The sequence below is a fragment of the Rhizobiaceae bacterium genome (genome assembly GCA_023953845.1).
GTDB lineage: Bacteria > Pseudomonadota > Alphaproteobacteria > Rhizobiales > Rhizobiaceae > Arvimicrobium.
On record JAMLJC010000001.1, the window covers coordinates 2,309,459 to 2,334,838 of the forward strand.

Genomic DNA, 25,380 nt, shown 5'->3' on the forward strand with positions numbered 1-25,380 from the left:
TTTGGGTTTTGGGCATGCCGAGGTTTCTACTCGTCCTGATGATGGCCTGTCTGGCGGCGTTTCCGGCTTTCGCCGAACGCCGGGTCGCGCTCGTCATGGCGGCGGATGCCTACCGGACGCTCCGGCCGCTGCGCAACGCATTGAATGACGGCCGCGCCGTGGAAGCCGCGCTGCGCGGCCTGGGTTTCGAGGTGATCTCCGAAACCGACCGCGACCTGCGCCGCATGCGTCGCGCGATGGAGGATTTTCGCGAGGATGCGAAAGATGCGGACGTGGTCCTCGTCTATTTCGCCGGCCATGGCGTCGAGATTTCCGGCGACAACCGCCTGCTTCCTGTCGATGGGGACGCGTCGACGCTCGATGCTCTGAAGGCGTCCAGCCTGCCGCTGGAGGAAATCCGCAACGCGGTCGCCAGCGCCGGCCGCATCGGCCTCGTCCTGCTCGACGCCTGTCGCAACGATCCTTTCGGCACGGCGGCAGAAGATGGGCGCGGCGCCGTGGCGCTTTCGGCTGACGTTTCGGATGCGGTCAGGCCCGGCCTCGGCCGTGTCGGGCGCGCGGAAAACATGCTGTTCGCCTTCGCCGCAGCTCCCGGCGAAACGGCTTCCGACGGCGATGACGGCCATTCGCCCTTCGCCGCGGCGCTGGGTAAATATCTGGCGACGGACGGGCTGGAAATCCGCTCGGTGCTCACGCTCGTCCAGCAGGAGGTCTATGAGCGCTCCGGCGGCCGGCAGCTTCCCTATGTGGAAAGCGGCCTGCCGCAACTCTTTTTCGCCTCGAAGACCCGCGCCGACCTTCCCGAGCGCGAACGCCTGCTGCTCGCCATGGCCGATGTGACGCCGGATCTGCGCGCCGAGGTCGAGCAGATCGCGAACGACGCCGACATGCCGCTGGCGCCGCTCTACGGCGCGCTGATCGGCTCCGACGCGGGCGCGCTGGACGAGGCTGAGCGCAGTGCCCGCCTCCGCGAGGCCGCAGCCGCCTTCGTCAAGGTTCGCGACGAGCTGCGGACGCTGGGCGCCGCCGACCCGGAGGTCGCCGCGCTGCGCGACGAGGCCGGAAAATTCCTTGCAGACGGCGCTTTCGAGGCAGCGCGCGAGAGGCTGGCGGCGGCGGCCGACATCGACAGCCGCTCCCGTGAGACCCTGAAAGTCAATGTGAAGGAGCGCACCCTCTCGGAGGCGGCGACCCGCGTGCTCTCCGGTGGCGCTGCCCGCGCCGAGCTGAAATATCGCGAGGCGATTGCCGATCTGGAGCGCGCGCTCGCGCTGTTCGACGAGGCTGGAGGCGTTGCCCTGGGGCGCGAGCAGGCCGAACGCCGCCTCTCCGTTCTGCAGAATCTCGGCGATCTCTATACGACGGTGGGAGACGTCACCGCGGCAGGCCGGTCCTTCGGCAGCTTTGTCGACGGCCTCAAGCAACTGCCCGGTTTCGCCGCAGGCGACCCGGTCGTGCTCCATGATACCGCGGTGGGATACACCCGGCTCGGCGACACCGAGCTTCTGGCCGGCACTCTGGATAAAGCCTTCGCAAGCTATGTGGCTGCCCGGGAGATCTTGCTCGAACTCACAAGGAGCGACCGCAACCCCGAATGGCTGGACTCGCTCGCGCGCCTCTACGACAAGGTCTCCGAACTTCGGATCGCCGCCGGCGAGCTCGACGGGGCTATAGAGGCCACTATGGACGCGCTGGAAATCAAGTTCGGCCTGGCCGAACAGTCGCCGGGCGACGACGCGCGGCAGCGCAGCCTTACCATCACCCACGACGCGCTTGGCGACCTCGCACGGCAGGTCGGTGACCTCGCCATGGCACGGCAGTCTTATGAGAAGAGCCGAGACGCGCGGGAAGGTATCGTCGCGCGTCACCCTTCCGATCCTGAGGCGCTCCGCGACCTGTCGATCAGCCACGACAAGATGGGCGATCTGATGCGCGAGGAAGGCGACCTTGCAGGCGCGCTCGCGTCTTACCGCGCCAGCCTCGCCATCGTCGAGGATCTCGCGCAGCGCGATCCCAACGACTCCAACAAGCTGCGAGACCTTGCGCTGACCCGGGCAAAGATCGGCAATGTCGAGCGCGACGGCGGTGAGATCCAGGCTGCGCTGGTGTCGTACCGGACCTCGCTTGAGATCGTGGAGCAGTTGGCACGCGGCGATCCCAACAACCTCCTCTGGCAGCGCGACCTCTCCATCTCGATCGAGAAGGTGGCTGACATCCACCGCCGCCTCGGCGACGAGCGAGAGGCGCTGGAGCAGTATCAGCGCAGCTTGAAGATCACGGCGTGGCTCGCCCGCGCCGATCCGGCGAATGCGGAATGGCTGCGCGACGTCTCGATCACGCTGGCGGAGATCGGCAATCTCAAACTCCGCGCCAAGGATTACGAGGGCGCCAGGGATGCGCTCGCCTCAAGCCGGAACATACGGCAGCAACTCGCCGCGACCCAGCCCGGCAACATGGTCTGGCAGCGCGACCTGATGCTGGCGCACAACGATTTCGCCTATGTTTCCGACGATCCGAAGCGCGATCTCCGCGAGGCGATTGCGATTGCAGAACGCCTCGCGGCGAAAGGGCTTCTGTCGAGCGGTGACCGCAAGCTGGCCGACCAGATGCGGCGGCAGCTCGCAAAGCTGAAATAAGTCGCCAAAAGCCCGGTTTTCCTGAGAAAAATCAGCCTCCGGATTTGGAGATTCGGGCCGGAAAGCCTATATCTTGGGCATCAGTCAGGGCGCGATTCGGCCGTATTCCGGCTTTATTCGTGCGGGGTTCCCAACGAAAGTTTTGCATGAGCGACGAGATAGAGAACGGCAGCGGCGGCAACGCCGAATATGGCGCCGAATCCATCAAGGTTTTGAAGGGCCTGGACGCCGTCCGCAAGCGGCCCGGCATGTATATCGGCGACACGGATGACGGTTCCGGCCTGCATCATATGGTCTACGAGGTGGTGGACAACGCCATCGACGAGGCGCTTGCCGGCCACGCCGATCTCGTTTCCGTGACGCTCAATCCCGACGGTTCCTGCACGGTTATCGACAACGGTCGCGGCATTCCGACCGATCTGCACCCGACCGAGGGCGTCTCGGCGGCCGAAGTCATCATGACGCAGCTCCATGCCGGCGGAAAATTCGACCAGAACTCCTACAAGGTCTCCGGCGGCCTGCACGGTGTCGGCGTGTCGGTGGTGAACGCGCTTTCCGTCTGGCTCAGGCTGAAGATCCGCCGCGACGGCAAGATCCACGAAATGGCGTTCACGCATGGCGACGCGGATGCGCCGCTTGCCGTCACCGGCACCTACGAGCCGAACCGGCAGCCCGCCACCTATGAGGGTCGTTCGGGCACCGAAGTCACCTTCATGCCGTCGAGCGAGACCTTTTCCATGGTCGAGTTCGACTACAACACGCTGGAACACCGGCTGCGCGAACTCGCCTTCCTGAATTCCGGCGTGCGCATCGTGCTGACCGACAGGCGTCATGCCGACATCAGGCAGGCCGAGCTGATGTATGAAGGCGGGCTGGAAGAGTTCGTCAAATATCTCGACCGCGCCAAGAAGCCGTTGATCGACAAGCCGATCGCCATCCGCGCCGAGCGGGACGGCATCACCGTCGAGGTCGCCATGTGGTGGAACGACAGCTACCACGAAAACGTGCTGTGCTTCACCAACAACATCCCGCAGCGCGACGGCGGCACCCATCTGGCCGGCTTTCGGGGTGCGCTGACGCGGCAGGTCACCGGCTATGCGAACACATCCGGCATCTCCAAGAAGGAGAAGGTGGAACTGACCGGCGACGACTGCCGCGAAGGGCTAACCGCCGTCCTTTCCGTCAAGGTTCCGGACCCCAAATTCTCCTCCCAGACCAAGGACAAGCTGGTGTCGTCCGAGGTTCGCCCGGTGGTGGAAAGCCTCGTCAACGAGGCGCTCGGCTCATGGCTGGAGGAGCATCCGGCCGAGGCGAAGACGCTGGTCGGCAAGGTGGTCGAGGCCGCCGCCGCCCGCGAGGCCGCCCGCAAGGCGCGCGAACTGACGCGCCGCAAGGGCGTGCTCGACATCACTTCGCTCCCCGGAAAACTGGCCGACTGTCAGGAGCGCGACCCGGCGAAATCCGAACTCTTCATCGTCGAGGGCGATTCCGCCGGCGGTTCGGCCAAGGGCGGGCGTTCGCGCCAGAATCAGGCGATCCTGCCGCTGCGCGGCAAGATCCTGAACGTCGAGCGCGCGCGCTTCGACCGCATGCTCTCTTCCGAGATGATCGGCACACTGATCACCGCGCTCGGCACCGGCATCGGCAAGGACGAGTTCAACGTCGAGAAGCTGCGCTATCACAAGATCATCATCATGACGGACGCCGACGTCGACGGTGCCCACATCCGCACGCTGCTGCTCACCTTCTTCTTCCGCCAGATGCCGGCGATCATCGAGGGCGGCTATCTCTACATCGCCCAGCCGCCGCTCTACAAAGTCACGCGTGGGAAGAGCGTGCAGTATGTGAAGGACGAGATGGCTTTCGAGAACTTCCTCATCGAAACCGGCCTGGACGAGGCGTCGCTGGTGCTCGGTTCCGGCGAGGTGCGCGTTGGCCACGATCTGCGCGCGGTGGTCGAGGATGCCCGCGCCGTCCGCCAGCTCATCAACGGCCTGCATTCGCGCTACAACCGCTCCATCGTGGAGCAGGCGGCGATCGCGGGCGCGCTCAATCTTGAAAGCGTCACCGATCTTGCCCGCGCCAATGCCATGGCGGAGGCTATCGCGAAACGCCTCGACGTGATTGCGGAGGAGACCGAGCGCGGCTGGCAGGGCCGGCTGTCGACGTCCAACGAAGGCCCCGGCGGCTATACTTTCGAGCGCACCGTGCGCGGCGTGAAGGAAGTGGCGCAGCTCGACATGGCGCTCATCAATTCCGCCGATGCGCGCGCTCTGGACCGTCACGCGGGCCGTCTGGCAGAGGTCTACAGCACGCCGCCGCTGCTGCGCCGGAAGGATCTCAACGAGACGATCTCCGGGCCGCTGGCGCTGCTCGACACCGTGTTCAACGCCGGCCGCAAGGGTCTCACCATGCAGCGCTACAAGGGTCTCGGCGAGATGAACGCCGAGCAGCTTTGGGAAACCACGCTCGACCCCAACGTCCGTTCGCTGTTGCAGGTGAGGGTCAATGACGCGACCGACGCCGACTCGCTCTTCTCCCGCCTGATGGGCGACGAGGTCGAGCCGCGACGCGAGTTCATCCAGGAAAACGCGCTGTCGGTGGCGAATCTGGACGTTTGAGGAGAGGCGGGAGTGATGTCGCCGTCACTCTCCACCTCGTCGATCCGACTCTCTTCGGCCCCTACGCTGCCCCCTTCTCTCCGACACGCGCCTTCTTCGCCGCACGTCGCTTCTCGACCGCATCCGCCAGCGTACGCAGCACGGCGATCGACGTCTCCCAGTCGATGCAGCCATCGGTGATGCTCTGACCGTAGGTAAGCGGCTTGCCCGGCACGACGTCCTGCCTTCCGGCAACGAGATTGCTCTCGATCATGACGCCGACGATGCGGTCGTCGCCCGCTGCCATCTGCGCGGCGATGTCGTCGACGACCGCCGGCTGGTTCTCCGGCTTCTTCGCGCTGTTGGCGTGGCTGGCGTCGATCATCACCACCGGCGCGATGCCCGCGCCGGACAGTTCCTTGCAGGCCGCGTCGACGCTCGCCGCATCATAGTTCGGGGCCTTGCCGCCGCGAAGGATGATGTGGCAGTCGCCGTTCCCCGCGGTCGCCGCGATCGCCGAGCGGCCGTCCTTGGTCACGGCGAGGAAATGATGCGGCTGCGATGCCGACTTCACCGCATCGGCCGCGATGCGGATGTTGCCGTCCGTGCCGTTCTTGAAGCCGACCGGGCAGGAGAGGCCCGAGGCCAGTTCGCGATGCACCTGGCTTTCGGTCGTGCGCGCGCCGATCGCCCCCCATGAGACGAGATCGGCGAGATATTGCGGCGTCGTCATGTCGAGGAATTCGCAGCCGGCCGGCAGGCCGAGATTGTTGACCGCCGCCAGAACGTTGCGGGCGAGCCGCAATCCCTTGTTGATGTCGAAGCTGCCGTCGAGATCCGGATCGTTGATGAGGCCCTTCCAGCCGACGGTCGTGCGCGGCTTTTCGAAATAGACGCGCATGACGATCTCGAGTCGGTCGGCAAGCTCTTCGCGCAGGGCCGCGAGCCGTGAGGCGTAGTCCATGGCCGCCTTCGGGTCGTGGATCGAACAGGGGCCGATGACGACCAGCAGCCGGTCGTCGGTCCGCTGCAGGATCGACCGGATGGCGTTGCGCGACGCGGTGACGGTTCGCGTCGCGGTCAGGGTGCGCGGAATTTCCCGCGTGACTGCGTTGGGAGGGCTTAGTTCCCGGATTTCCCGGATGCGGAGATCTTCAGTTGTGCTCAACACGGCTTTGGTCCTTTTGGATGGCCGGCGGCACAAAAAAGCCGCCAGGTCTGGCGGCTGTTCGGATGGTCTATCTGGTAACTTCAGATCGAGCGAAATCCTCCCACCGCCGGTGAGCCCGTAAAGCTAAAGTACCAATAGTTGGCGGCGAGGTGGATCATTCCGCCCCTATAGCGCGCCGCTGCTGGCTTGTCACCTCGAATCTGCGCCGGCCGGGTATCGGCCTAGATCGGTTGCGGCGATGCCACACTCCTGCGCGCCCCGGCGACGATATGCGCCATGACGGCGGCGAAGACGATCAGCCCGCCGGCGAGCGTCGCCCGGCCCGGCGCTTCGTGGAAGAAGAGCCACACCCAGAGCGGCGCCAGCGGCGCGTCCAGCGCCCCGATCAAGGCCGTCTCGATGGCCGGCAGCAGCCTTGCGCCGACTGTGAACAACGCCAGCCCCAGCGCCGAATTGACGGCGCCGAAGGCCGCGAGCAGCCAGAGTTCTCCACCGGTAACGGCCATCGGATCGCCGAGCGGCCAGCAGAACAGTCCGGAAACCAGCGCCGACAGGCAGGCAGCCGGCATGGTCGGTATGTCGCGCCAGCGGCGCGCGATGACCATCATCAGCGCCACGCAGACAGTCATGGCGACCGCCAGCAGGTCGCCCAGCAGGCCGCCTTCGATGCTGAGGCCGACCATCACGGCAACGCCGATCAGCGCGAAAAGGCTCGCGGCAAGGGCGCTTTTCGGCGGCTTTTCGCCGAGAAGGAGGACGCCGAAGCCGGCGGCAATGAAGGGGACGGTCGCATAGATAACGGCATTGTGTGCGACTGTCGTATGTCGCAGCGACGTGATGAAGAATACCATGCCCGCCGCGGACACCAGCGCGAAGGCCAGCCCCGGCCAGCCCATGCGGCGGAAGCTCGCAAGGAAATTCCGGCGTTCGATCGCTGCGATCAGCAGTGCGAGAGAGACAGCGCCGAACAGCCCGCGCCAGGCGAGCATCGTCCACGCGTCGAGGTGGATCATGCGCGTGAACAGGCCTGCCGTGCTCCACGCGACCGTGGAGGCGATGACGAGGACGAGGCCGAACCGGTAGCTGGTCATGCCGCCGCCGCGACCGCGAAGGGAGCGCCGGTGGACGCTGCGAAAGTCGACGCAATGCCGACGACACGCCGCACCCTGATTGCCGGGCGCAGGCTTCCCTGGGCGTGGAAGATCACCTGCATGGCGCTGTTCAGCATTGCCGCGTCGTCGGGCAACTGCATGCGGACATCGACGATGTCGGAGCCCGCCGTCCCGCACTGGAAGCGCGCATCTGGCACGGTCGCCGTCACATCCTCCATGATCTCGCGGAGATCGAGGGCGGGAGCACGGAACGTCACGAGAAGCGTCTGTTCCCAGCCGGCTGCACACCGATTCGGTTCCATCACGAGCCCTCTTTGAGACATTCTGTGCTGTCCTTGTAGCACCGTGCTCCTGACAGCACTCTGTCAGCATGTGTCAGGCTGGAGCGAAGGTCTTCAGAACTCGTCGGAAAGGGGTGGAGATGCAGGCTTTCCGCCCTTCGGACGCCTTATGCTGCGCCGGATCACGCCGAGGCTTGCGCCCCCCGTTCCGAAGGCGACGGCGAAGTAGATGAGCATTGCGCCCGACACGATCGCCGCCAGCGCAATGGCTTTGGCCGCGATGGGCGAGCCTGCCGCCAGATAGGGCGCGGCGACGGTGTTCTGGACATACCATATGGCGGCCGCCATCACGGCGGAGGCGAATATCAGACGCGGGATGCGGGTCAGCAACGGCAGGTCGCCGCCCCAATGGCCGCGCTTGATGAGCACGCCGAGCAGCAGCGCCGCATTGACCCAGCCGGCGACGGCCGAGGCGATCGCTATTCCCGGACCGCCCATCGAAGGGAAGATGGCAAGCGCGATGCCGAGATTGATGGCGACCGAGATCGCCGCGAAATACATCGGGGTGCGCGTGTCCTCGCGCGCGAAATATCCCGGCGTGAAGGCCTTGATGAGCACGAAGGCCGGCAGCCCGAGCGCGAAGATCGCGAGGATCGAGGCCACCGTCGGCGTGCTGTTGTCGGCGGCGAACTGGCCGCGCTCATAGAGGAAGCGGATGATCGGTTCGGCCATCACCAGAAGGGCGGCCGAGGCCGGCAATGTCAGGAAGAGCGTGAACTCGACCGACCGGTTCTGAAGGTTCGACGCCTCCTTCGTGTCGCCGGCTTTCAGCGCCCGCGCCAGTTCGGGCAGGAGCACGATTGCGACCGCGATGCCCACAACGCCGAGCGGCAACTGGTAGACCCGGTCAGCGTAGCCCAGCGACGACACGGTGCTGGGCTTACCGGAAGCGATCGCCGTGCCGATCAGCTGGTTGATCTGCGTGATGCCGCCGGTGATCGCCGCAGGAAAGGCCAGCCAGAGCAGGCGCCTCACATTCGGCGTGAAATGCGGCATGCGAAGCTTGATTGTCACGCCTGCGCGACGGACGGCGAACCAGACGATGCCAAGCTGCACCACCCCGGCCGCCAGCACGCCCCAGGCGAGCGCATAGCCGACGCGGCGTCCATCATGCCCCTCGTACCATGCATAGGCCAGCACGCCGATCAGGATGATGTTGAGAAACACGGGCGCGACGGCGGCCGCGAAATATTTCCTGAGCGAGTTGAGCATGCCGCTCATCATGGCGGCGAGCGACATGCACATCAGATAGGGGAACATGATCGTCGCCAGTCCGACGGTCAGCTCGAACTTTTCCGGATTGCTCGAAAAGCCGGGAGCGATCACGGTCGACACCAGGAGCGGCATCGACAATTCCATCAGGATCGTCAGGCCGATCAGTACGGTGAAAAGGACGCCGAACACCTCGGAGGAGAAGTCGCGCGCGCCCTGCAGCCCATTGGCCTCGATCTCCTTGGCGAAGAGCGGCACGAAGGCCGTGTTGAACGCGCCTTCCGCGAAGAGCCGGCGAAACGTGTTCGGGAACTGGAAGGCGGCGTTGAACGCATCCGCCACGGGACCTGTGCCGAGCGCGGCCGCCATGAACATCTCGCGCGCAAATCCGAGCATGCGGCTCATCATCGTGCCCGAGGCGACGGTGGCGAACTTCTTCAGCAGGCTCATTCAGCGGCGGCCTTGTCCTGCTGGTTGCGGTAGTGGCCGTCCGGATCGAGCACGGCAAGCAGCTGGTTCTGGATGGTCTTCTGCCTGCCGGGACTTTCGATCTTCTGCCAGGTGAGATCGGTCACGTAGAACGTGTCGATGACCTTCTCACCGAACGTCGTGATGTGGGCCGAAGCGATGTTGAGCGACAGGTTCGACAGCGTACTGGTGATCTCGGACAGGAGGCCCGGCCGGTCGAGACCCGTCACCTCGATCACGGAGAAGCGGTTCGAGAGCGCATTGCGGATTTCCACGCGGGGCTCGATACGGAAGATCCGTGCCCCCCGCTTCGGCTTGGTGCGCTTTTCGAGGATGTCGGAGAGCCAGGCCTTGCCGGAAAGGGCGTCCTCGATCAGCTTGCCGACGCGTTCGGCCCTGCGCCGCTCGTCTTCGTCGCGGTCGAATTCGCGGCTGATCATGATCGTATCGAGCGCGCGGCTGTCGGACGTGGTGAATATCTGCGCGTCGACGATGTTGCCGCCGGCCGCCGCGCAGGCCCCGCTTATGATGGAGAGTAGGCGGGGATTGTCGGGCGCCAGCACGGTGATCTCGGTCACTGCCTCGAAGGCGCGCGGATTGACCATCGTCGCGAACTTCTTGCCCGCCCTGTCCACCTCGCGGATGAATTCGGCATGGCGGATCTGATCTTCGAGATCGACCGTCAGCATGTAGTTGCTGTAGTGCAGGTCGACGAGCCGTGCGCGTTCCCTTGCCGGCCATTCCGCCAGCGCCTTCTCCAGCCGCTCGCGCGCGACCTTGGTCCGCTCCACACGCGAGACCTCGGAAAAGCCGCCCGTCAGCAGCAGTTCGGTCTCGTAGTAGAGCGTGCGCAGAAGCTGTCCCTTCCAGCCATTCCAGACGCCGGGCCCGACGCCGCGTATGTCGCAGACGGTAAGGATCAGCAGCAGCTTCAGCCGCTCGACCGACTGCACGACGGCGGCGAAGTCGTCGATCGTCTTGCGGTCGTTGAGGTCGCGCATCTGCGCCGTCATCGACATGACCAGATGGTTCTCGACCAGCCATGCCACGGTGTCGGTATCGGCCTTGGACAGCCCGAGATGCGGGCAGATGCGCCGCGCGATCTTCGCCCCGGCTTCCGAATGGTCCTCCGGCCGGCCCTTGGCGATGTCGTGCAGCAGCACGGCGAGATAGAGCAGATCGCGCTGGCCGCGCAGGCTGGGCATCAGCGAATGCGACAGCGGATGCAGCTTCTCGCCGTCGCCATGCTCGATCTCCGACAGTACGCCGATGCAGCGCAGCAGGTGCTCGTCCACCGTGTAGTGGTGGTACATGGAGAACTGCATCATCGCGACGATGCGGCCGAACTCCGGAATGAGCTTGCCGAGAAGCCCGGCCTCGTTCATGCGGCGGAGATTGAGCTCCGGATTGCGGTCCGAGGTGAGGATGTCGAGGAACAGGCGGTTGGCTTCCGGATTGCGCCGCAGCGTCTTGTCGACGAGGCCGAGCGAGCGGGTCAGGAGCTTCAGCGCGTCCGGATGATATTCCAGACCGTGCTTGTCGGCGAACCAGAACAGCCGCAGCATGTTCACGGGGTCGCGTTCAAAAACCTTGTCGTCGGCGATGTTGATGCGATGATTGTCGACGATGAAGTCGCTGGTGCCGGCGAGCTTGCGCTTGCGGCGCGAGAAGCCCGAAAAGAGCCGATTGAAGCCCGGAACTTGCTTGGCCTGCTCTTCTTCCAGCGCCGCGCAGAAGATGCGGGTGAGGTCGCCGACATTCTTGGCGATCAGGAAGTAGTGCTTCATGAAGCGTTCGACCGCGGAGAGGCCCGGATGGCTCGTATAGCCGAGGCGGTCCGCGATATCGCGCTGGATGTCGAAGTGCAGCCGCTCCTCCGCCTTGCCGGTGAGGAAATGCATGTGGCACCTCACCGCCCACAGGAAGTCGTCCGCCTTCACGAACTGGTTGTATTCGGCCCGCGTGAACACGCCTTTGCCGACCAGTTCCTCCGCGGTGCGCACGCGATAGAAATACTTGCCGATCCAGAACAGCGTGTGCAGATCCCGCAGGCCACCCTTGCCGTCCTTGACGTTTGGCTCGACCAGATAGCGGCTTTCGCCGGCCTTGGCGTGGCGGGCGTCGCGTTCGGCGAGCTTCGCCTGCACATATTCCGGTCCCGTGACCTTGACGACTTCCGTGTCGAAACGCTCGATAAGGTCGTCATAGAGACTCTTCTCGCCCCAGATCAGGCGAGCCTCGAGGATGGTCGTGCGGATCGTGATGTCGGCGCGCGCCTGCCTTATGCATTCGTCAATGCTGCGGGTCGCGTGGCCGACCTTCAGCTTCAGGTCCCACAGCACATAGAGGATGTACTCGACGATCTGCTCGCCCCAGGGCGTCTGCTTGTAGGGCAGCACGAACAGGAGATCGATGTCGGAGCCCGGCGCGAGCGTACCGCGCCCATAGCCGCCGACGGCGACGATCGCCATGCGCTCGGCGGCGGAGGGGTTCTTGGAACGGTAGACATGCGTCGCGGCGAAATCGTAGAGCGCGCTGATCACTTCGTCCATCAGGTGCGACAGGCGGTGGGCGCAGGCGAGCCCGCCACCGTCGGCTTTCAGCATCTCCTCGGCGGTCCTGCGGCCGTTCTCCAGTGTTTCGCGCAGAAGGGAGACCGCGGCGGTGCGGATAGCGGAAGAGGAGCCGTCGCCGTCCGTACCGGCGGTGAGCGCCGTCAACGCATGCCGCAGCGCCTTGCCGTCGACAATCCGATCCAGATGCAGTGCGATATGCGCCATTGAAGATAATCTGGCCGCGTGGGGGTTCAGGGCGGGCTCTATAGCCTGATTTCCGGCGGGTGAACACTCTTGGCGACGCCGGCCTTGTCCTGCGCCGGATAGGAACGCTCTACGAGGCCTTGGCGGGCATGCGCGCCTTCATGAAGGCGGTGAAATAGTCGGCGCTCATCGGTCGCGCGAAGGCATGCCCCTGGAGCGCGTTGCAGCCGAGTTCCGCGAGAACGCGCGCGTGCTGCATCGTCTCCACGCCTTCGCCGAGCACGTCGATGCCGAGCGACCGCCCGATCTCGATGATGGAATGCACCAGCTTGCGCTGCGGCGCGGAATGGACCACCGGCATGACGAGCTGCCGGTCGATCTTCAGCCGGTTCGGCTGGAGCTTGAGCAGAGAGACGATCGATGCGTGGCCGGTACCGAAGTCGTCGATCTCGACATCGATGCCGAGGGCCTTGATCTGCTCGACGTTCCAGGTGACCAGCTCGTCATGTTCGTCGAGGAAGATCGATTCCACCAGCTCGAACGCGACGCGGCCCGGCGCGATGTTCAGACGGCGCAGGTTGCGGATGAGTTCGTCGTCGTGAAGCCGCCGCGCCGATACGTTTACGGAGACCTTCGGGACCTTCAGGGAAAGCCCGTCCCATTGTTGCATCTGCGCGAGCGCCTGCTCGAGGATGATGCGGTCGATAGCGGCGAGGACGTTCAGCTCTTCGGCCGTCTTGATGAAAGCCTGCGGCGCGAGCACCCCGCGCGTCGGATGCCGCCATCTCGCCAGCGCCTCCGCTCCGATCACCTCATGCGTGATGGCGTCGAATTGCGGCTGGTAGTAGGCCACGAATTCCTGACGTTCGAGACCTGACAGGATTTCGTCGGCGACGCGCTTGGTGGTGATGATCTCGGCCTGCAGCGCGTCGTTGAAGAACTGGTGGCGGTTCCGTCCGCGGCTCTTGGCGCGGTAGAGCGCGATGTCCGCATGAACCAGCAGGTCGCGCGGGCTGCCGTCGACCTCCATGTTGGTGGCGATGCCGATGCTGACGCCGAAGCGGCATTCGTGGCCCTTGAAGAAGACCGGCTGATGCATCTGGGCGATGATCCCGTCCGCCAGCGCGGCAAGCTCGGCATTCCAGTTTTCCGTCGCCGTGTCCGCAGACGCGGCGCGGATGACGACGAATTCGTCGCCGCCGACGCGAGCCACGAAGTCGTCGCTGCGGAGATTGGCCTTGAGCACCGCGGCCGCATGCACCAGCATGGCGTCGCCGGCCGCGTGGCCGAGCGTGTCGTTGATCTGCTTGAAGCGGTCGAGGTCTATGTGCAGGAGCCCGACGCGCTCGCCGGCGTGGTCGAAGTAACGGGGATGCCTGTCGAGCACGTCGTCTAGGTAGCGACGATTGGGCAGCCCGGTGAGAGAGTCGTGAAGCGCATTGAATTCGATGCGCGCCTTCGCAGCTTCCAGTTCCGAGTTGCGCGCTTCCGTCAACGTGTTCGCCTGCGTCAGGTGCTCGCGCAGCTTGACGTCGTCGGTGACGTCCCAGTTGACGCCGACGATCTTCGTCGGTTCGCCTGGGTCGCGATAGGCTCTCGCGCTTTCCCGTATGTGGCGGACCTCGCCGTTGACGACGAGCCGGTATTCGATCTCGACGTCGCCGTCCTGCGCATCCGGATCGGGTTGCGCCGCGGTGACGCGGGCAATGTCGTCGGGATGGATGTGGCGCGCCCAGTCCTCGTAGGTACGGCGCCCGTCATCGGCCGGGTAGCCGTAGAGTTCGTTCATCCGGTCGTCCCAGAAAAGCTCGTTGGTCTCGACGTTGAGCTCCCATACGCCGATGCTGGAACTGTCGAGCGCCAGTTCGAGCCGCCTCGAAAGCCGGCTGAGATCGCGTTCGCGGCGCTTGAGCTCGGCGACGTTGCGGGTGCGCTCCTCGATCAGCTGCCCGGACAGCAGGATCGGCACGATGATCAGCGCGCCGGCCGCCGAGACGATCAGCCACAGCATCAACGTGTTCGGCGGCCATGCCGGCCATCCGCCCTTGGGGATAGCGGCGATCCTCCACGTGCCGGAAGGCACGATGACGTCCGTCGTGACAGGATTCCGCTTCAGGATCTCGGCGTCGCCATAGAACAGCTCGCCCGCGGTGCCGAGCGCATCGCGGCCGACAATGGCGACATCGACCGGCAGTTCCGTATCCAGCAGTCCGCTTTCCCCGTAGAGCCTTTCCACGTCGATGACCGCGGAGACGATGCCCCAGAAGCGGTCCGCGCCGTCCTGCTTGATGTAGACGGGGAAGCGGCCGATAAACCCCTGACCGCCCTGTACGAGATTGACCGGTCCTGCGAAGACCAGATGGCGGGTGTCGCGGGCGCGGAACGCGGCCTCGCGCTGCTGCGGGTTGTTGCGGAGATCGAACCCCATCACCTGCTCGTTGCCCTTGACGGGATAGAATGCGCGCACGACGAAATCCGGCGCGGCGGCAATGTTGCGGATCTGCGATTGCTCGTTAATCAGCGCCGAGGCCAGTTCGGCAAAGCGCGCCTGGTCCATCTCCGGCTCGGTGGTAATGGTGGCGACCAGACCGCGTATCAGCTGGATGTTGCCGTTGACGTTGCCTTCCAGCTTGGCGCGCAGCACGCTGGCTTCCCGCAGCACGGTGGCGCGGAGATCCTGTTCGTAGACGGTCTGATTCAGGCGATGTGCGTAGATCCCCGCCGCCGTGACCACGGCGAAGGCTACGATCGCGGGAACATTCGTTCGCCGGAAAATGGAGCACGCCAATCGCCACAGGCGGCTTTGGCTACTCTGAACGTGCATTATTTGACCGCGAATCCCTTTCACTGGAGACACAAGGCTATCCGCGGCTGCTTAACTTTGCATTGAGAGCGGAACTAAACCTTGAACACGATGAAGAACCTGCGCCCGCACGCGCAATTGCTTTCTGGTGTGAAAGTAACCTGACGCAACGTCAAATACTGCGCCGCATCGCTGTGATCCGGCGCGTTCGGAAGAAGCTATGAACGGCTTTCCGATGCCATCTTCTTCAGCCTGTAAAGCACGTCCAGCGCCTCACGCGGCGTCATTTCATCCGGGTTGAGCGCCTGCACCTCCCTCGACACTGCGTCGCCGGTGGCCGGCGCGGGCGGCGCCTCCCGCCGGAGCGCAGCCGAGAACAGCGGCAGGTCGTCGATCAGGCGGCTCGCTCTGTTCGACGTTTCGCCGGCCTCAAGCTGCGCCAGCACTTCGCGGGCGCGCGACACCACGGCGTCCGGCAGGCCCGCCAGCCTCGCCACCTGCACGCCATAGGAGCGGTCGGCCGCGCCATTGCCGACCTCGTGCAGGAAGATGACGTCGCCTTCCCATTCCTTGACCCGCATGGTGACGTTGTGGAGGCGCGGCAGCTTACCGGCGAGCGCGGTCATCTCGTGGAAATGCGTGGCGAAGATCGCGCGGCAGCGGTTTTTCTCGTGCAGATACTCCACCGCCGCCCAGGCGATGGACAGGCCGTCGAAGGTCGCCGTGCCGCGTCCGATCTCGTCGAGGATCACCAGCGAGCGCTCGCCCGCCTGGTTGAGGATCGCCGCTGTCTCCACCATTTCGACCATGAAGGTCGAGCGTCCGCGGGCCAGATCGTCGGATGCGCCGACACGGCTGAAAAGCCGGTCGACCACGCCGATACGCGCCGATTTCGCCGGCACGAAGGAGCCCATCTGGGCGAGGATCGCGATCAGCGCGTTCTGGCGCAGGAATGTCGACTTTCCGCCCATGTTCGGGCCGGTCAGCAGCCATATCGCGCCGTTCCTGCCGGTCGGTTCGGGCGACAGGTCGCAATCATTGGCGACGAAGGCGCTGCCGTCCTGCCGCCTGATCGCCTGTTCGACCACCGGATGGCGGCCGCGCTCTATGGCGAAGTTCAGGCTGGCATCGACCGTCGGCCGGGCGAAATTCTCCCCGCCGGCGAGTTGCGCCAGCGCTGCCGATACGTCGATCGCCGCGAGCGCGCTGGCTGCCGCGCGGATCAGTTCGGCATGGCCGGTCACCTCGGCCACCATCAGGTCGAAGATTTCCAGCTCGATCGCCAGCGCGCGGTCGGCGGCGTTGGCGATCTTCGTCTCCAGCCCCGCCAGTTCCGTCGTGGTGAAGCGCATGGCGTTGGCCATGGTCTGGCGATGGATGAAGCGCGCCTTGGCAGCATCCGTCCCGTTCATCACCGCCTGATTGTTGGCGGTCACCTCGATATAGAAGCCGAGCACGTTGTTGTGCCGGATCTTGAGCGACCGGATGCCGGTCTCCTCGATCAGGCTCCGCTCCATCTCCGCGATGACGCGCCGGGATTCTTTCGCCAGCGCCCGCATCTCGTCCAGTTCCGGATCATGACCGCTGCGCACGAAGCCGCCGTCGCGCTTCAGGAGCGGCAGTTCGTCATCCAGCGCCTGGCTCAAATTCTCCAGGAGCCGCGCCGGCAGCGCCTTGAGATCACGCTCGGCCTGCCTCAGCTCCTCCGGCAGTTCGCCCGAGGTCAGCACCTGCGCCATCGTCAGCGAGGCCTGCAGGCCGCCTGCAAGCGCGCCGAGGTCGCGCGGGCCGCCACGGTTGAGCGCCAGCCGCGACAGTGCCCGCATCATGTCCGGCGCGCCCTTCAGTACCTCCCGCGCAGCCTCGCGCAGACGCCCTTCGAGCCGGAAGAAGGAAACAGAATCGAGGCGTTTCGCGATCTGTGCGGGATCGGTCAGGGGCGCGGTGAGGCGGTCGGCCAGGAGACGCGCGCCGGCCCCGGTGACGGTGCGGTCTATTGCCGAGAACAGCGATCCTGTCCGGCTTCCCGACAGCGTCCGCAGGAGTTCGAGATTGGCGCGTGTCGCCGGATCGATGAAGAGCGTCGAGCCGGAATCCTCGCGCTGCGGATGCGAAAGAGGCGGGCGTTCGGCCTTCTGCGTCTTCTCTACATAGGCGATCGCGCCGGAGATCGCCGACAGCTCCGCCCGACTGAACGATCCAAAACTGTCGGGCGTCGCCACGCCGTAGAATCGCGCGATACGGCTGGGCGCGGTGGCGGATTCGAACAGGCTCGGCGGTTGCGGGCCTGCCACGCGCCCGAGGAAATCGAAGGCCGGCTTCAGTTCCTCGTCATGGTATACCGGCTCCGCGACGATCAGTTCCCGCGGGTCGATGCGTGATATATCTGCAAGAAGCCGTTCCGCGGAAGTCTCGCAAACCCTGAAGATTCCTGTTGATATATCAATCCACGCGAGTGCGTAGGCATTGTCGGCTCCGCCCTTCACGCGCCCGAGCGACATCAGGAAGTTGCTTTCGGAAGGCGCGAGAAGCTTGTCCTCGGTGATCGTGCCCGGCGTCACGAGCCGGATCACGTCGCGCTTCACCACGGCCTTGGAACCGCGCTTCTTCGCTTCCGCAGGATCCTCGATCTGTTCGCATACGGCGACACGGAAACCCTGGGCGATCAGCTTCTGCAGATAGTCGTCCGCCGCATGCACCGGCACGCCGCACATCGGAATGTCGGCGCCCTGATGCTTGCCGCGCTTGGTCAGCACGATGCCGAGCGCCTTCGATGCCTGTTCCGCGTCGTCGAAGAACAGTTCGTAGAAATCGCCCATGCGATAGAACAGCAGCGAGTCGGGGTTCGCCGCCTTGATCTCGATGTACTGCTCCATCATCGGCGTGACGGCCGCCCTGGCCTCGGCCTTCGGAGCCGGGTCCGTCCGCTCCTGCGGATCGGCGTCGTCGTCCGGTCGATATGCCGTCTGCTCGTTCAAGGGTCGCTCGACAAAAACACGCACCGCAAGGTCCTTGCCGGTTTACGCGGGCAAATTGTAGCCTTAATCGGAAACACTCCACAAAAGAAGAAACGTCCCCTCAGGAAACGCACCCAGCCATGGCATCCCCTAGCAAGCCGACCCGCACGCGTCCGTCCGTCAGTCCCGACGAGGCGCTCGAATTTCATGCGATGGGCCGGCCCGGCAAGCTGGAGATCAGCCCGACCAAGCCGATGGCGACGCAGCGCGATCTGTCGCTCGCCTATTCTCCCGGCGTAGCGGTGCCGGTCAAGGCGATCGCGGAGGACCCGGCCAAGGCCTTCGACTACACCACGCGCGGCAATATGGTGGCCGTCATCTCCAACGGCACGGCGATCCTCGGTCTTGGCAATCTCGGCGCGCTGGCGTCGAAGCCCGTGATGGAGGGCAAGTCGGTGCTGTTCAAGCGCTTCGCCGATGTCGATTCCATCGATCTCGAGGTGGATACCGAAGACGCCGACGCCTTCATCAACTCGGTGCGCTATCTCGGGCCTTCCTTCGGCGGCATCAATCTGGAAGACATCAAGGCGCCCGAATGCTTCATCATCGAGCAGCGCCTGCGCGAGCTGATGGACATCCCCGTCTTCCATGACGACCAGCACGGGACGGCGATCATCGCCGCCGCCGGCCTGATCAACGCGCTGGAGATCACCGGCCGCGACATGTCCACCACGAAGCTGGTCTGCAACGGCGCCGGCGCCGCCGGCATCGCCTGCATCGAACTGGTGAAGTCGATGGGCTTCGCGCCCGAAAACGTCATCCTGTGCGACACCAAGGGCGTCGTCTACCAGGGGCGCACCGAGGGCATGAACCAGTGGAAGTCGGGCCATGCCGTGAAAACCGACAAGCGCAGCCTCGCCGATGCGATGGAGGGCGCCGACGTCGTCTTCGGCCTGTCGGCGCGTGGCGCTTTCACGACGGCCATGATCCAGTCCATGGCGAAGAACCCGATCATCTTCGCCATGGCCAATCCCGATCCGGAAATCACGCCGGAAGAAGTGGCCGAGATCCGCACCGACGCCATCATGGCGACCGGCCGCTCCGACTACCCGAACCAGGTCAACAACGTTCTGGGTTTTCCCTACATATTCCGGGGCGCGCTCGACGTGCGGGCCACCACCATCAATGACGAGATGAAGATCGCCGCCGCCCGCGCGCTGGCCGACCTTGCCCGCATGGACGTGCCGGACGATGTCGCCGCCGCCTATCAGGGCAACCGCCCGAAATTCGGCCCGAACTACATCATCCCCGTGCCCTTCGACCCGCGTCTCATCTCGGCCGTGCCGGTCGCCGTCGCGAAGGCCGCGATGGATACCGGTGTCGCCCGCCGCACGATCCCGGATCTCGGCAAATACGCCCAGCAGCTTTCCGCCCGGCGCGACCCGATCGCCTCGACGCTGGCGCGCATCTACGACCGCGTCCGCCGCCAGCCCAAGCGCACCGTCTTCGCCGAGGGCGAGGAGGAGCAGGTGATGCGCGCCGCGGTTTCCTATGTGAACCAGAACCTCGGCACCGCGATTCTCGTCGGCCGAGAGGATATCATCCGCGAGAACGCGCAGGCCGTCGGCGTGGACCTCAACCGCCCCGGCATCGAGATCATCAACGCCCGCCTTTCGCGCCGCAACGCCGTTTACGCGGACCATCTCTACGAGCGCATGCAGCGCAAGGGTTTTCTGTTCCGCGACTGCCAGCGCCTCATCAACAATGACCGCAACCACTTCGCGGCGACCATGCTCGCGTTGGGCGACGCCGACGCCATGGTGACGGGGGTCACGCGCAACTATTCGACCGTGCTGGAGGATGTCCGCCGCGTCATCGACGCAAGGCCGGGCCACCGCGTCATCGGCGTGTCGATGGTGCTGTCGCGCGGCCGCACGGTGATCGTCGCCGACACGGCCGTGCATGACATGCCGAACGCCGAGCAGATCGCCGACATCGCCGAGGAAGTGGCCGGCTTTGCGCGCCGCATGGGCTACGAGCCGCGTGTCGCCATGCTGGCCTATTCCACCTTCGGCCACCCGCAGGGCGAGCGTTCCGAGCGCGTGCAGGAGGCGGTGAAGATCCTCGACAAGCGCCGGGTGGATTTCGAGTACGATGGCGAGATGGCGGCCGACGTGGCGCTGAATCATAAGCTGATGCAGCAGCAATACCCTTTCTGCCGCCTGTCCGGCTCGGCCAATGTGCTGGTCATGCCTGCCTTCCACTCGGCGTCGATCTCCACCAAGATGCTGCAGGAACTCGGCGGCTCCACCGTCATCGGGCCATTGCTCGTCGGGCTCAACAAGCCCGTTCAGATCGTCGGGCTGAACGCCAAGGACAGCGATATCGTCAACATGGCCGCGTTGGCGGCGTTCAGCGCGGGAAACTGAGGCCGGATATGTCGGACAAAGGAAGCTTCGCGCTGCCGGTGGAGGAAGGCGGTCGCTTTCACTTCACCAAGGACTACATCACCCCTTACATTCCATTCTACAAAGCCCATCTCGCCGAATTCAAAGGCAAGCCAGACGTGCATTTCCTCGAAGTGGGTACTTATGAGGGCCGTACGGCGTTGTGGTTCCTCGACAATATTCTCACCCATCCGACATCGACGATGACGATCGTCGACTTCTTCGAGGATACCGGATACGAGCCGCGCTTCGATCACAACCGCGCCGTTTCCGGCCATGCCGGTCGCTGGGAGAAGCTCAAGGGCCTTTCGCATGATGTCCTGCCGACGCTGGCCGGCAGGACGTTCGACGCGATCTATATCGATGGCGGCCACACGGCCGACGAGGTCTACAGCGACGCGGTGATGTGCTGGCCGCTGCTCAAGGTCGGCGGCGTGGTCTGTTTCGACGACTACGAATGGCGACTGCATCGGCCGGTCGAAAAGCGTCCGCAGCAGGGCATCGACAAGTTCCTCGACGAACATCGCGACGAATTCGAAATCCTGCACAAGGCCTATACGGTGATGGCGAGGCGCATCCGCTGAGCCGCCGGAAGGTCGGGTCAGGCCGAGAGCCTTGTTTTCCCGAACCCGTGTAGCCGCTCAGCTCTTGTACCACTCGCCCATCACGACCTCCGTGTCCGGCGCGGCAGCCTTCACCTTGTCCGCGAAGGCCTGCGTGTCGCTGCCCTGGTAGTGATAGGGATAGACGAAGGCCGGCTTGAACTCCGCCACGGCCGAGCTCGCCTGCGTCTCGTCCATCGTGTAGGGCAGGTTGATCGGTACGAAGGCGATGTAGATGTCTTTCAACGCCCGCATTTCCGGAATGTCCTCGGTGTCGCCGGCAATGTAGACGCGGCGTCCGTCCACCGACAGCACATAGCCGTTGTCTCGTCCCTGCGGATGATACTTCTTGCGGTCCTCGGTGGTGTTGTAGGCCGGCACCGCCTCGATCTCCAGCGTGCCGACCGTCGTCTTCTCGCCGTTGGCGATTGCCGTGGCCTTCGCCTTCAGATCCTCCGGCAGCTTTTCGAACACGGACGGATTGGTCACCAGTCGCGTTTCCTCGCCGACAATGGCGGCGAGCGTCTCGGGATCGAAATGGTCCTGATGCTCGTGTGTGACGAGGATGAGGCCGGGCGCGGGATGCCCGTCATAGAGTGCCTTGCCTCCGACCGGGTCGTTGTAGACGACGAGGCCGGGAACCCGCATCACGAAGCTCGCATGCGAGATCGGGCTGATGAGGATCTGTCCACTATCGGTCGCGTAGCTGTCGCCCATGTCCTGGCTCCGCGCAGCAAAAGGCATGATCGTCGTCACACCCAGGCTGGCGGTGCCTGCGAGGCCCAGTTGCAAGGCTCCCCGTCGCGTCAAGTGCATGTCGTTTCCTCCGCTCGCTGTTTGTTTGCCGGCATCTCTTGCTGCCGAAGGCAAGTATGCCGGCAGGCTCCGGCGTCAACTCGACTCGCGAATTCGTGTTTGCAGGCACCGGTGGAGGACGTATCGCGCCCCTCCCGTATCGCCGCTAGGCGGCGAAGCGCGTCGCGTCCGGCGAATAGTGGCTCACATAGCGCGCATCGAGGCTTTTCACCGGCAGTACGATGCAGACGTCGACCGTGCCGAATTCATGGTCGATCACGCAGCCTTCGCCGATCCTGGCGCCAAGTCGCAGATAACCCTTGATCAGAGGCGGCATGGCGTTCATCGCAGAACGCAGGCCCACCGCCTCGACCGGCATCAGATCCATCGGCTGATAGCGGCCGGGAACCGCGCGGATCGCCCAGTCTTCCTCCGCGCGGCAGTGATGCGCCAGGAAGGAAAGCGCCTCGGCATGCGCGGCCGGCACCGTGCCCTGAAACGACGCGCAGCCGGTCATCACGTCGATGCCGTAGTGGTTCACGTAAGCCCAGCAGCCCTGCCACAGCACCTCGATGGTGCGCTTGCCGCGATAGGCGAGCAGCACGCAGGACCTCCCCAGTTCGAGAAAATGCGTGCCGGGATGCCGGGCGACGAGCCCGCGCAACTCGAACTCGTCCTCGGAATAGAAGCCGCCTGCGGCCAAGGCCACGTCCTGCCGGAGCAGCCGGTAGGTGCCGACGATCTGATCCTTCTCCGGTCCCGGCAGGGCGGTATCCAGGACCAGAAGGTGGTCGCAGATCGCGTCGAAACGGTCGACGTCGCGGTTCTCGGCATGACGGTCGTCGAGGCGTCTCGCGCCAAGCTCCTCATAGAACACGCGATAGCGGATTTCCTGCGCGGCGCGGATTTCGTCCTCGTCGCGCGCCAGCCGCACTTCGAGCGAGCCTATCCGTCCGAGCACCGCGCCGGGCGCGAGCGGTTCGCGTTCCAGCCGCACGAGTGCGCCGGCTTCACGAATGACGGATGCGGGCGGGGCGTTCACGTTATGATTCTCCTTGCCCTCTCATCGAAGCACATAGGCGGAATCTGCTACACTAATATGACACACTCCCGCGGGTTTGTCTGCAAAGCGCATTCGGGCGGGAATGTGAGCCGGCTCAGGGCAACGCCATGTCGTACCGGATGGTGATCTGGTCCTCGACCGCCCGCACGAGCTGTTCCGGATCGAGCGGCTTCGTCAGGAAGCCGGAGGCGCCGTGCGCCAGCGTCGAGTGCCGCGTCTGCTCCTGACTGTCGGCCGACAGCACCATGATCGGCACGGGTGCGATGCCCGTCTCTTCCTCATGCCTGCGGATCAGCGAGATCGCATCCAGCCCGTCCATCACCGGCATGTGAAGGTCCATCAGCACCACGTCGTAGCGGCGGCGGTGGATGGACGCCTCGAGCGCCTCGACGGCCGCCTTGCCGTTGTTGACCACGTCGACCCTGTAGCCGGCCTTTTGCAACGCGCTGCGCGCCAGGATCGCATTGATCTCGTTGTCCTCCGCCACCAGCACGCTGTGATCGATCCGCGACGGCTGCGATTTCTGCTCCGCCTCGGACGCCGGAGCGCCGATGCTCCTTTTCGACGGCTCGCTGAGCATCACCCTGAGCAGCGTCTCGCCGCGTATGGGACGCGCGAGGAACGTCGCATAGCCGTTGGCGCGGTACTCCGCCAGCAGGCTGCGCTCGCTCGGTGCGATGAGCGTGATCGCCTCGGCCGTCGCCAGGCCGCTGTTGCGCAGCCTGTTGATGAGCCGGCCGTCCGGCGTTTCCAGCGACGCGGAAATCAACACCGTGTTGACGCCGTCCGCGCTGGCGATCGCCTGCTCGGCCGTGGTGACCGTACCGGCGGTTCCGCCGTGGGCGCGGATAGCCTCGGCGAGCGCTTCCGCCTCCACCGCGTTTCTGGAGAGGATCAGGACCTTGCGGTGGCCGAGCACGTTTTCGCGCGATGCTGAAAGGGGCTGGACATCGCGCACGGGCACCTCGAAGCTGAACTCCGAACCCACCCCCGGCGTGCTCTGCACCCAGATCTTGCCTCCCATGGACTGCATGATGCGTCTGGAGATGGCGAGGCCGAGGCCAGCGCCGCCATGCCGGCGCGTTGACGTGCCGTCCGCCTGTTCGAATTCCTCGAAGATGCGCTCGCGATCCTTCTCCAGAAGTCCGGGGCCTGTATCCCTCACAGAAAAGGACAGCACCATCCCGGTCTCCCTGTTGCTTGCCGCCATGCGCACGGTAATGCCGCCGACATCGGTGAACTTGATGGCGTTGCCGATGAGGTTCAGCAGCACCTGCCGGATGCGGCCGGGATCGGTCTTCACCATCTGCGGCACGTCGGGAGCCACGACGCAGGCGAGGTCGATGTCCTTGGCGAAGGCCCGCGCGGCCAGAAGTTCCACGACATTGTCAACGAGCTCGCGCGGCGACACGTCCTGAAACTCGGGTTCGAAACGCCCGGCCTCGATCTTGGAATAGTCGAGCAGGTCGTCGATCAGGGCGAGAAGCGCGCTTGCCGAGGTGGAGACGGCACCGACATAGGTGCGTTGCTCGGGCGTCAGCCTGGTGTCGGCGAGCAGCTTCGCCATGCCCATGATGCCGTTCATGGGCGTGCGGATCTCGTGGCTGACGGTAGCAAGGAACTGCGACTTGGCGCGGCTGGCGAACTCGGCGCGCTCCCGCGATGCGATCAGCGCCGTCTCGGCGCGTTTCCTGCTGGTGATGTCGCGCGCGATGGCCCGGTGCGAGACGTCGGCGCTGAGCTTGTCGCGTACCGACAGCTCGATCCAGGAGAACCAGCGTATGCCGGAGGCCGAGCGGATGGCGACGTCGGTCGAGCTCAGGCACTCGCCGTCGGAGAACGCGGCGTCCGGCACGAGGCCGATCTCGATGCCGAGTTCGCCCAGCGTCTTGCCACGCAACTGGTGCGGCTCCAGCGACATCAGGTTGGCGAAAACCTTGTTCGCATAGACGATGCGGCCTTCGCGGTCGCGATGAATGACGAGGTCGCCCAGCGCGTCGATCAGGCCACGGAACCGTTCCTCGCTTTCCTGCAGCTCCCACAGGCGGTCGGCCAGCGTCTCGATCTTCGCGCGGCTGTCGGCGTCGGTCTCGCTGAACATGGAGACCATGCGTTCTTCGCTGTCGACGGTCCGGTGGAGCATGTAGAGCGCCATCAGCGCACAGCCGAAAAGGCCGGCGGAGATATAGTTCGGCGCGCCCATCATGTGCGCGAGGCCGGTCAGGATGAAGACGGCGAGAATGAGCGGCAGGCCCCAGACGCGCAGGTTGCGGGGGTTGAGACGTTCCCGGCGCGGCGGCGCGTTGAGCGGCATGAAGACGCGCCGCTCGGTCGCAGGATCGATCGTCTGGAACGACGCTGCGTCGACGGCTTGGTTTCGCACAGGCTCCCCGACCATGCCGTTCCATAGCGCA

14 protein-coding genes are annotated in these 25,380 nt (G+C 64.9%); 4 read left to right on the forward strand and 10 right to left on the reverse strand.

The window, feature by feature from the left end:
- The first annotated feature begins 14 nt into the window (after positions 1-14).
- On the forward strand, positions 15-2,636 hold the full coding sequence (locus M9955_11310; GenBank protein MCO5082231.1) for a caspase domain-containing protein: 2,622 nt from the start codon (positions 15-17) through the stop codon (positions 2,634-2,636).
- 146 nt (positions 2,637-2,782) lie between these two features.
- Positions 2,783-5,257 carry a DNA topoisomerase (ATP-hydrolyzing) subunit B gene (gyrB, locus tag M9955_11315; GenBank protein ID MCO5082232.1) on the forward strand — a complete coding sequence of 825 codons (2,475 nt, stop codon included), beginning with the start codon at positions 2,783-2,785 and terminating at the stop codon, positions 5,255-5,257.
- 61 nt (positions 5,258-5,318) lie between these two features.
- Here gyrB and M9955_11320 read toward each other — a convergent pair whose 3' ends face one another.
- The 7 genes from M9955_11320 to mutS all read right to left on the reverse strand — a co-directional run bounded on the left by M9955_11320 (position 5,319) and on the right by mutS (position 17,981).
- A complete protein-coding gene (locus tag M9955_11320; protein MCO5082233.1) occupies positions 5,319-6,407 on the reverse strand; it encodes a 3-deoxy-7-phosphoheptulonate synthase in 1,089 nt (362 codons plus the stop codon).
- Positions 6,408-6,628: 221 nt separating this feature from the next.
- Positions 6,629-7,498 (reverse strand): DMT family transporter, encoded by an 870-nt coding sequence (locus M9955_11325; protein MCO5082234.1) that lies wholly within the window; start codon positions 7,496-7,498, stop codon positions 6,629-6,631.
- Positions 7,495-7,821, reverse strand: a complete 327-nt coding sequence (locus tag M9955_11330; protein ID MCO5082235.1) for a hypothetical protein — start codon at positions 7,819-7,821, stop codon at positions 7,495-7,497. Before M9955_11330 ends, M9955_11325 begins: the two co-directional genes overlap by 4 nt.
- 93 nt (positions 7,822-7,914) lie before the next feature.
- Positions 7,915-9,522 (reverse strand): murein biosynthesis integral membrane protein MurJ, encoded by a 1,608-nt coding sequence (gene murJ, locus M9955_11335; protein ID MCO5082236.1) that lies wholly within the window; start codon positions 9,520-9,522, stop codon positions 7,915-7,917.
- Complete coding sequence (locus M9955_11340) at positions 9,519-12,320, reverse strand: [protein-PII] uridylyltransferase (protein ID MCO5082237.1); 2,802 nt, start codon at positions 12,318-12,320, stop codon at positions 9,519-9,521. The genes murJ and M9955_11340 overlap by 4 nt, the downstream gene beginning before the upstream one ends.
- A gap of 109 nt (positions 12,321-12,429) precedes the next feature.
- Positions 12,430-15,123 (reverse strand): EAL domain-containing protein, encoded by a 2,694-nt coding sequence (locus tag M9955_11345; GenBank protein ID MCO5082238.1) that lies wholly within the window; start codon positions 15,121-15,123, stop codon positions 12,430-12,432.
- Positions 15,124-15,320: 197 nt separating this feature from the next.
- Positions 15,321-17,981 carry a DNA mismatch repair protein MutS gene (gene mutS, locus M9955_11350; GenBank protein MCO5082239.1) on the reverse strand — a complete coding sequence of 887 codons (2,661 nt, stop codon included), beginning with the start codon at positions 17,979-17,981 and terminating at the stop codon, positions 15,321-15,323.
- A gap of 218 nt (positions 17,982-18,199) precedes the next feature.
- On the opposite strand from mutS, the gene M9955_11355 reads away from it, so the two are divergent.
- Positions 18,200-20,488 carry an NADP-dependent malic enzyme gene (locus M9955_11355; GenBank protein MCO5082240.1) on the forward strand — a complete coding sequence of 763 codons (2,289 nt, stop codon included), beginning with the start codon at positions 18,200-18,202 and terminating at the stop codon, positions 20,486-20,488.
- 8 nt (positions 20,489-20,496) lie between these two features.
- Positions 20,497-21,090 (forward strand): class I SAM-dependent methyltransferase, encoded by a 594-nt coding sequence (locus M9955_11360; GenBank protein ID MCO5082241.1) that lies wholly within the window; start codon positions 20,497-20,499, stop codon positions 21,088-21,090.
- A gap of 57 nt (positions 21,091-21,147) precedes the next feature.
- Here the strand turns inward: M9955_11360 and M9955_11365 are convergent, their stop codons facing one another.
- The 3 genes from M9955_11365 to M9955_11375 form a co-directional block, all read right to left on the reverse strand.
- Positions 21,148-21,825: an MBL fold metallo-hydrolase gene (locus M9955_11365; protein MCO5082242.1), complete on the reverse strand. Its 678-nt coding sequence runs from the start codon at positions 21,823-21,825 to the stop codon at positions 21,148-21,150.
- Positions 21,826-22,069: 244 nt separating this feature from the next.
- On the reverse strand, positions 22,070-22,921 hold the full coding sequence (locus M9955_11370; protein MCO5082243.1) for a GNAT family N-acetyltransferase: 852 nt from the start codon (positions 22,919-22,921) through the stop codon (positions 22,070-22,072).
- A 139-nt stretch (positions 22,922-23,060) separates the two neighbouring features.
- Positions 23,061-25,364, reverse strand: a complete 2,304-nt coding sequence (locus M9955_11375; protein ID MCO5082244.1) for an ATP-binding protein — start codon at positions 25,362-25,364, stop codon at positions 23,061-23,063.
- Positions 25,365-25,380: the final 16 nt, after the last annotated feature.

Coding starts and splice junctions, on each gene's coding strand:
- M9955_11310 (MCO5082231.1), top strand. CDS start 15: ATGCCGAGGTTTCTACTCGTCCTGATGATGGCCTGTCTGGCGGCGTTT.
- gyrB (MCO5082232.1), top strand. CDS start 2,783: ATGAGCGACGAGATAGAGAACGGCAGCGGCGGCAACGCCGAATATGGC.
- M9955_11325 (MCO5082234.1), bottom strand. CDS start 7,498: ATGACCAGCTACCGGTTCGGCCTCGTCCTCGTCATCGCCTCCACGGTC.
- M9955_11330 (MCO5082235.1), bottom strand. CDS start 7,821: ATGGAACCGAATCGGTGTGCAGCCGGCTGGGAACAGACGCTTCTCGTG.
- murJ (MCO5082236.1), bottom strand. CDS start 9,522: ATGAGCCTGCTGAAGAAGTTCGCCACCGTCGCCTCGGGCACGATGATG.
- M9955_11340 (MCO5082237.1), bottom strand. CDS start 12,320: ATGGCGCATATCGCACTGCATCTGGATCGGATTGTCGACGGCAAGGCG.
- M9955_11345 (MCO5082238.1), bottom strand. CDS start 15,123: ATGCACGTTCAGAGTAGCCAAAGCCGCCTGTGGCGATTGGCGTGCTCC.
- mutS (MCO5082239.1), bottom strand. CDS start 17,981: ATGATGGAGCAGTACATCGAGATCAAGGCGGCGAACCCCGACTCGCTG.
- M9955_11355 (MCO5082240.1), top strand. CDS start 18,200: ATGGCATCCCCTAGCAAGCCGACCCGCACGCGTCCGTCCGTCAGTCCC.
- M9955_11360 (MCO5082241.1), top strand. CDS start 20,497: ATGTCGGACAAAGGAAGCTTCGCGCTGCCGGTGGAGGAAGGCGGTCGC.
- M9955_11365 (MCO5082242.1), bottom strand. CDS start 21,825: ATGGGCGACAGCTACGCGACCGATAGTGGACAGATCCTCATCAGCCCG.
- M9955_11375 (MCO5082244.1), bottom strand. CDS start 25,364: ATGGTCGGGGAGCCTGTGCGAAACCAAGCCGTCGACGCAGCGTCGTTC.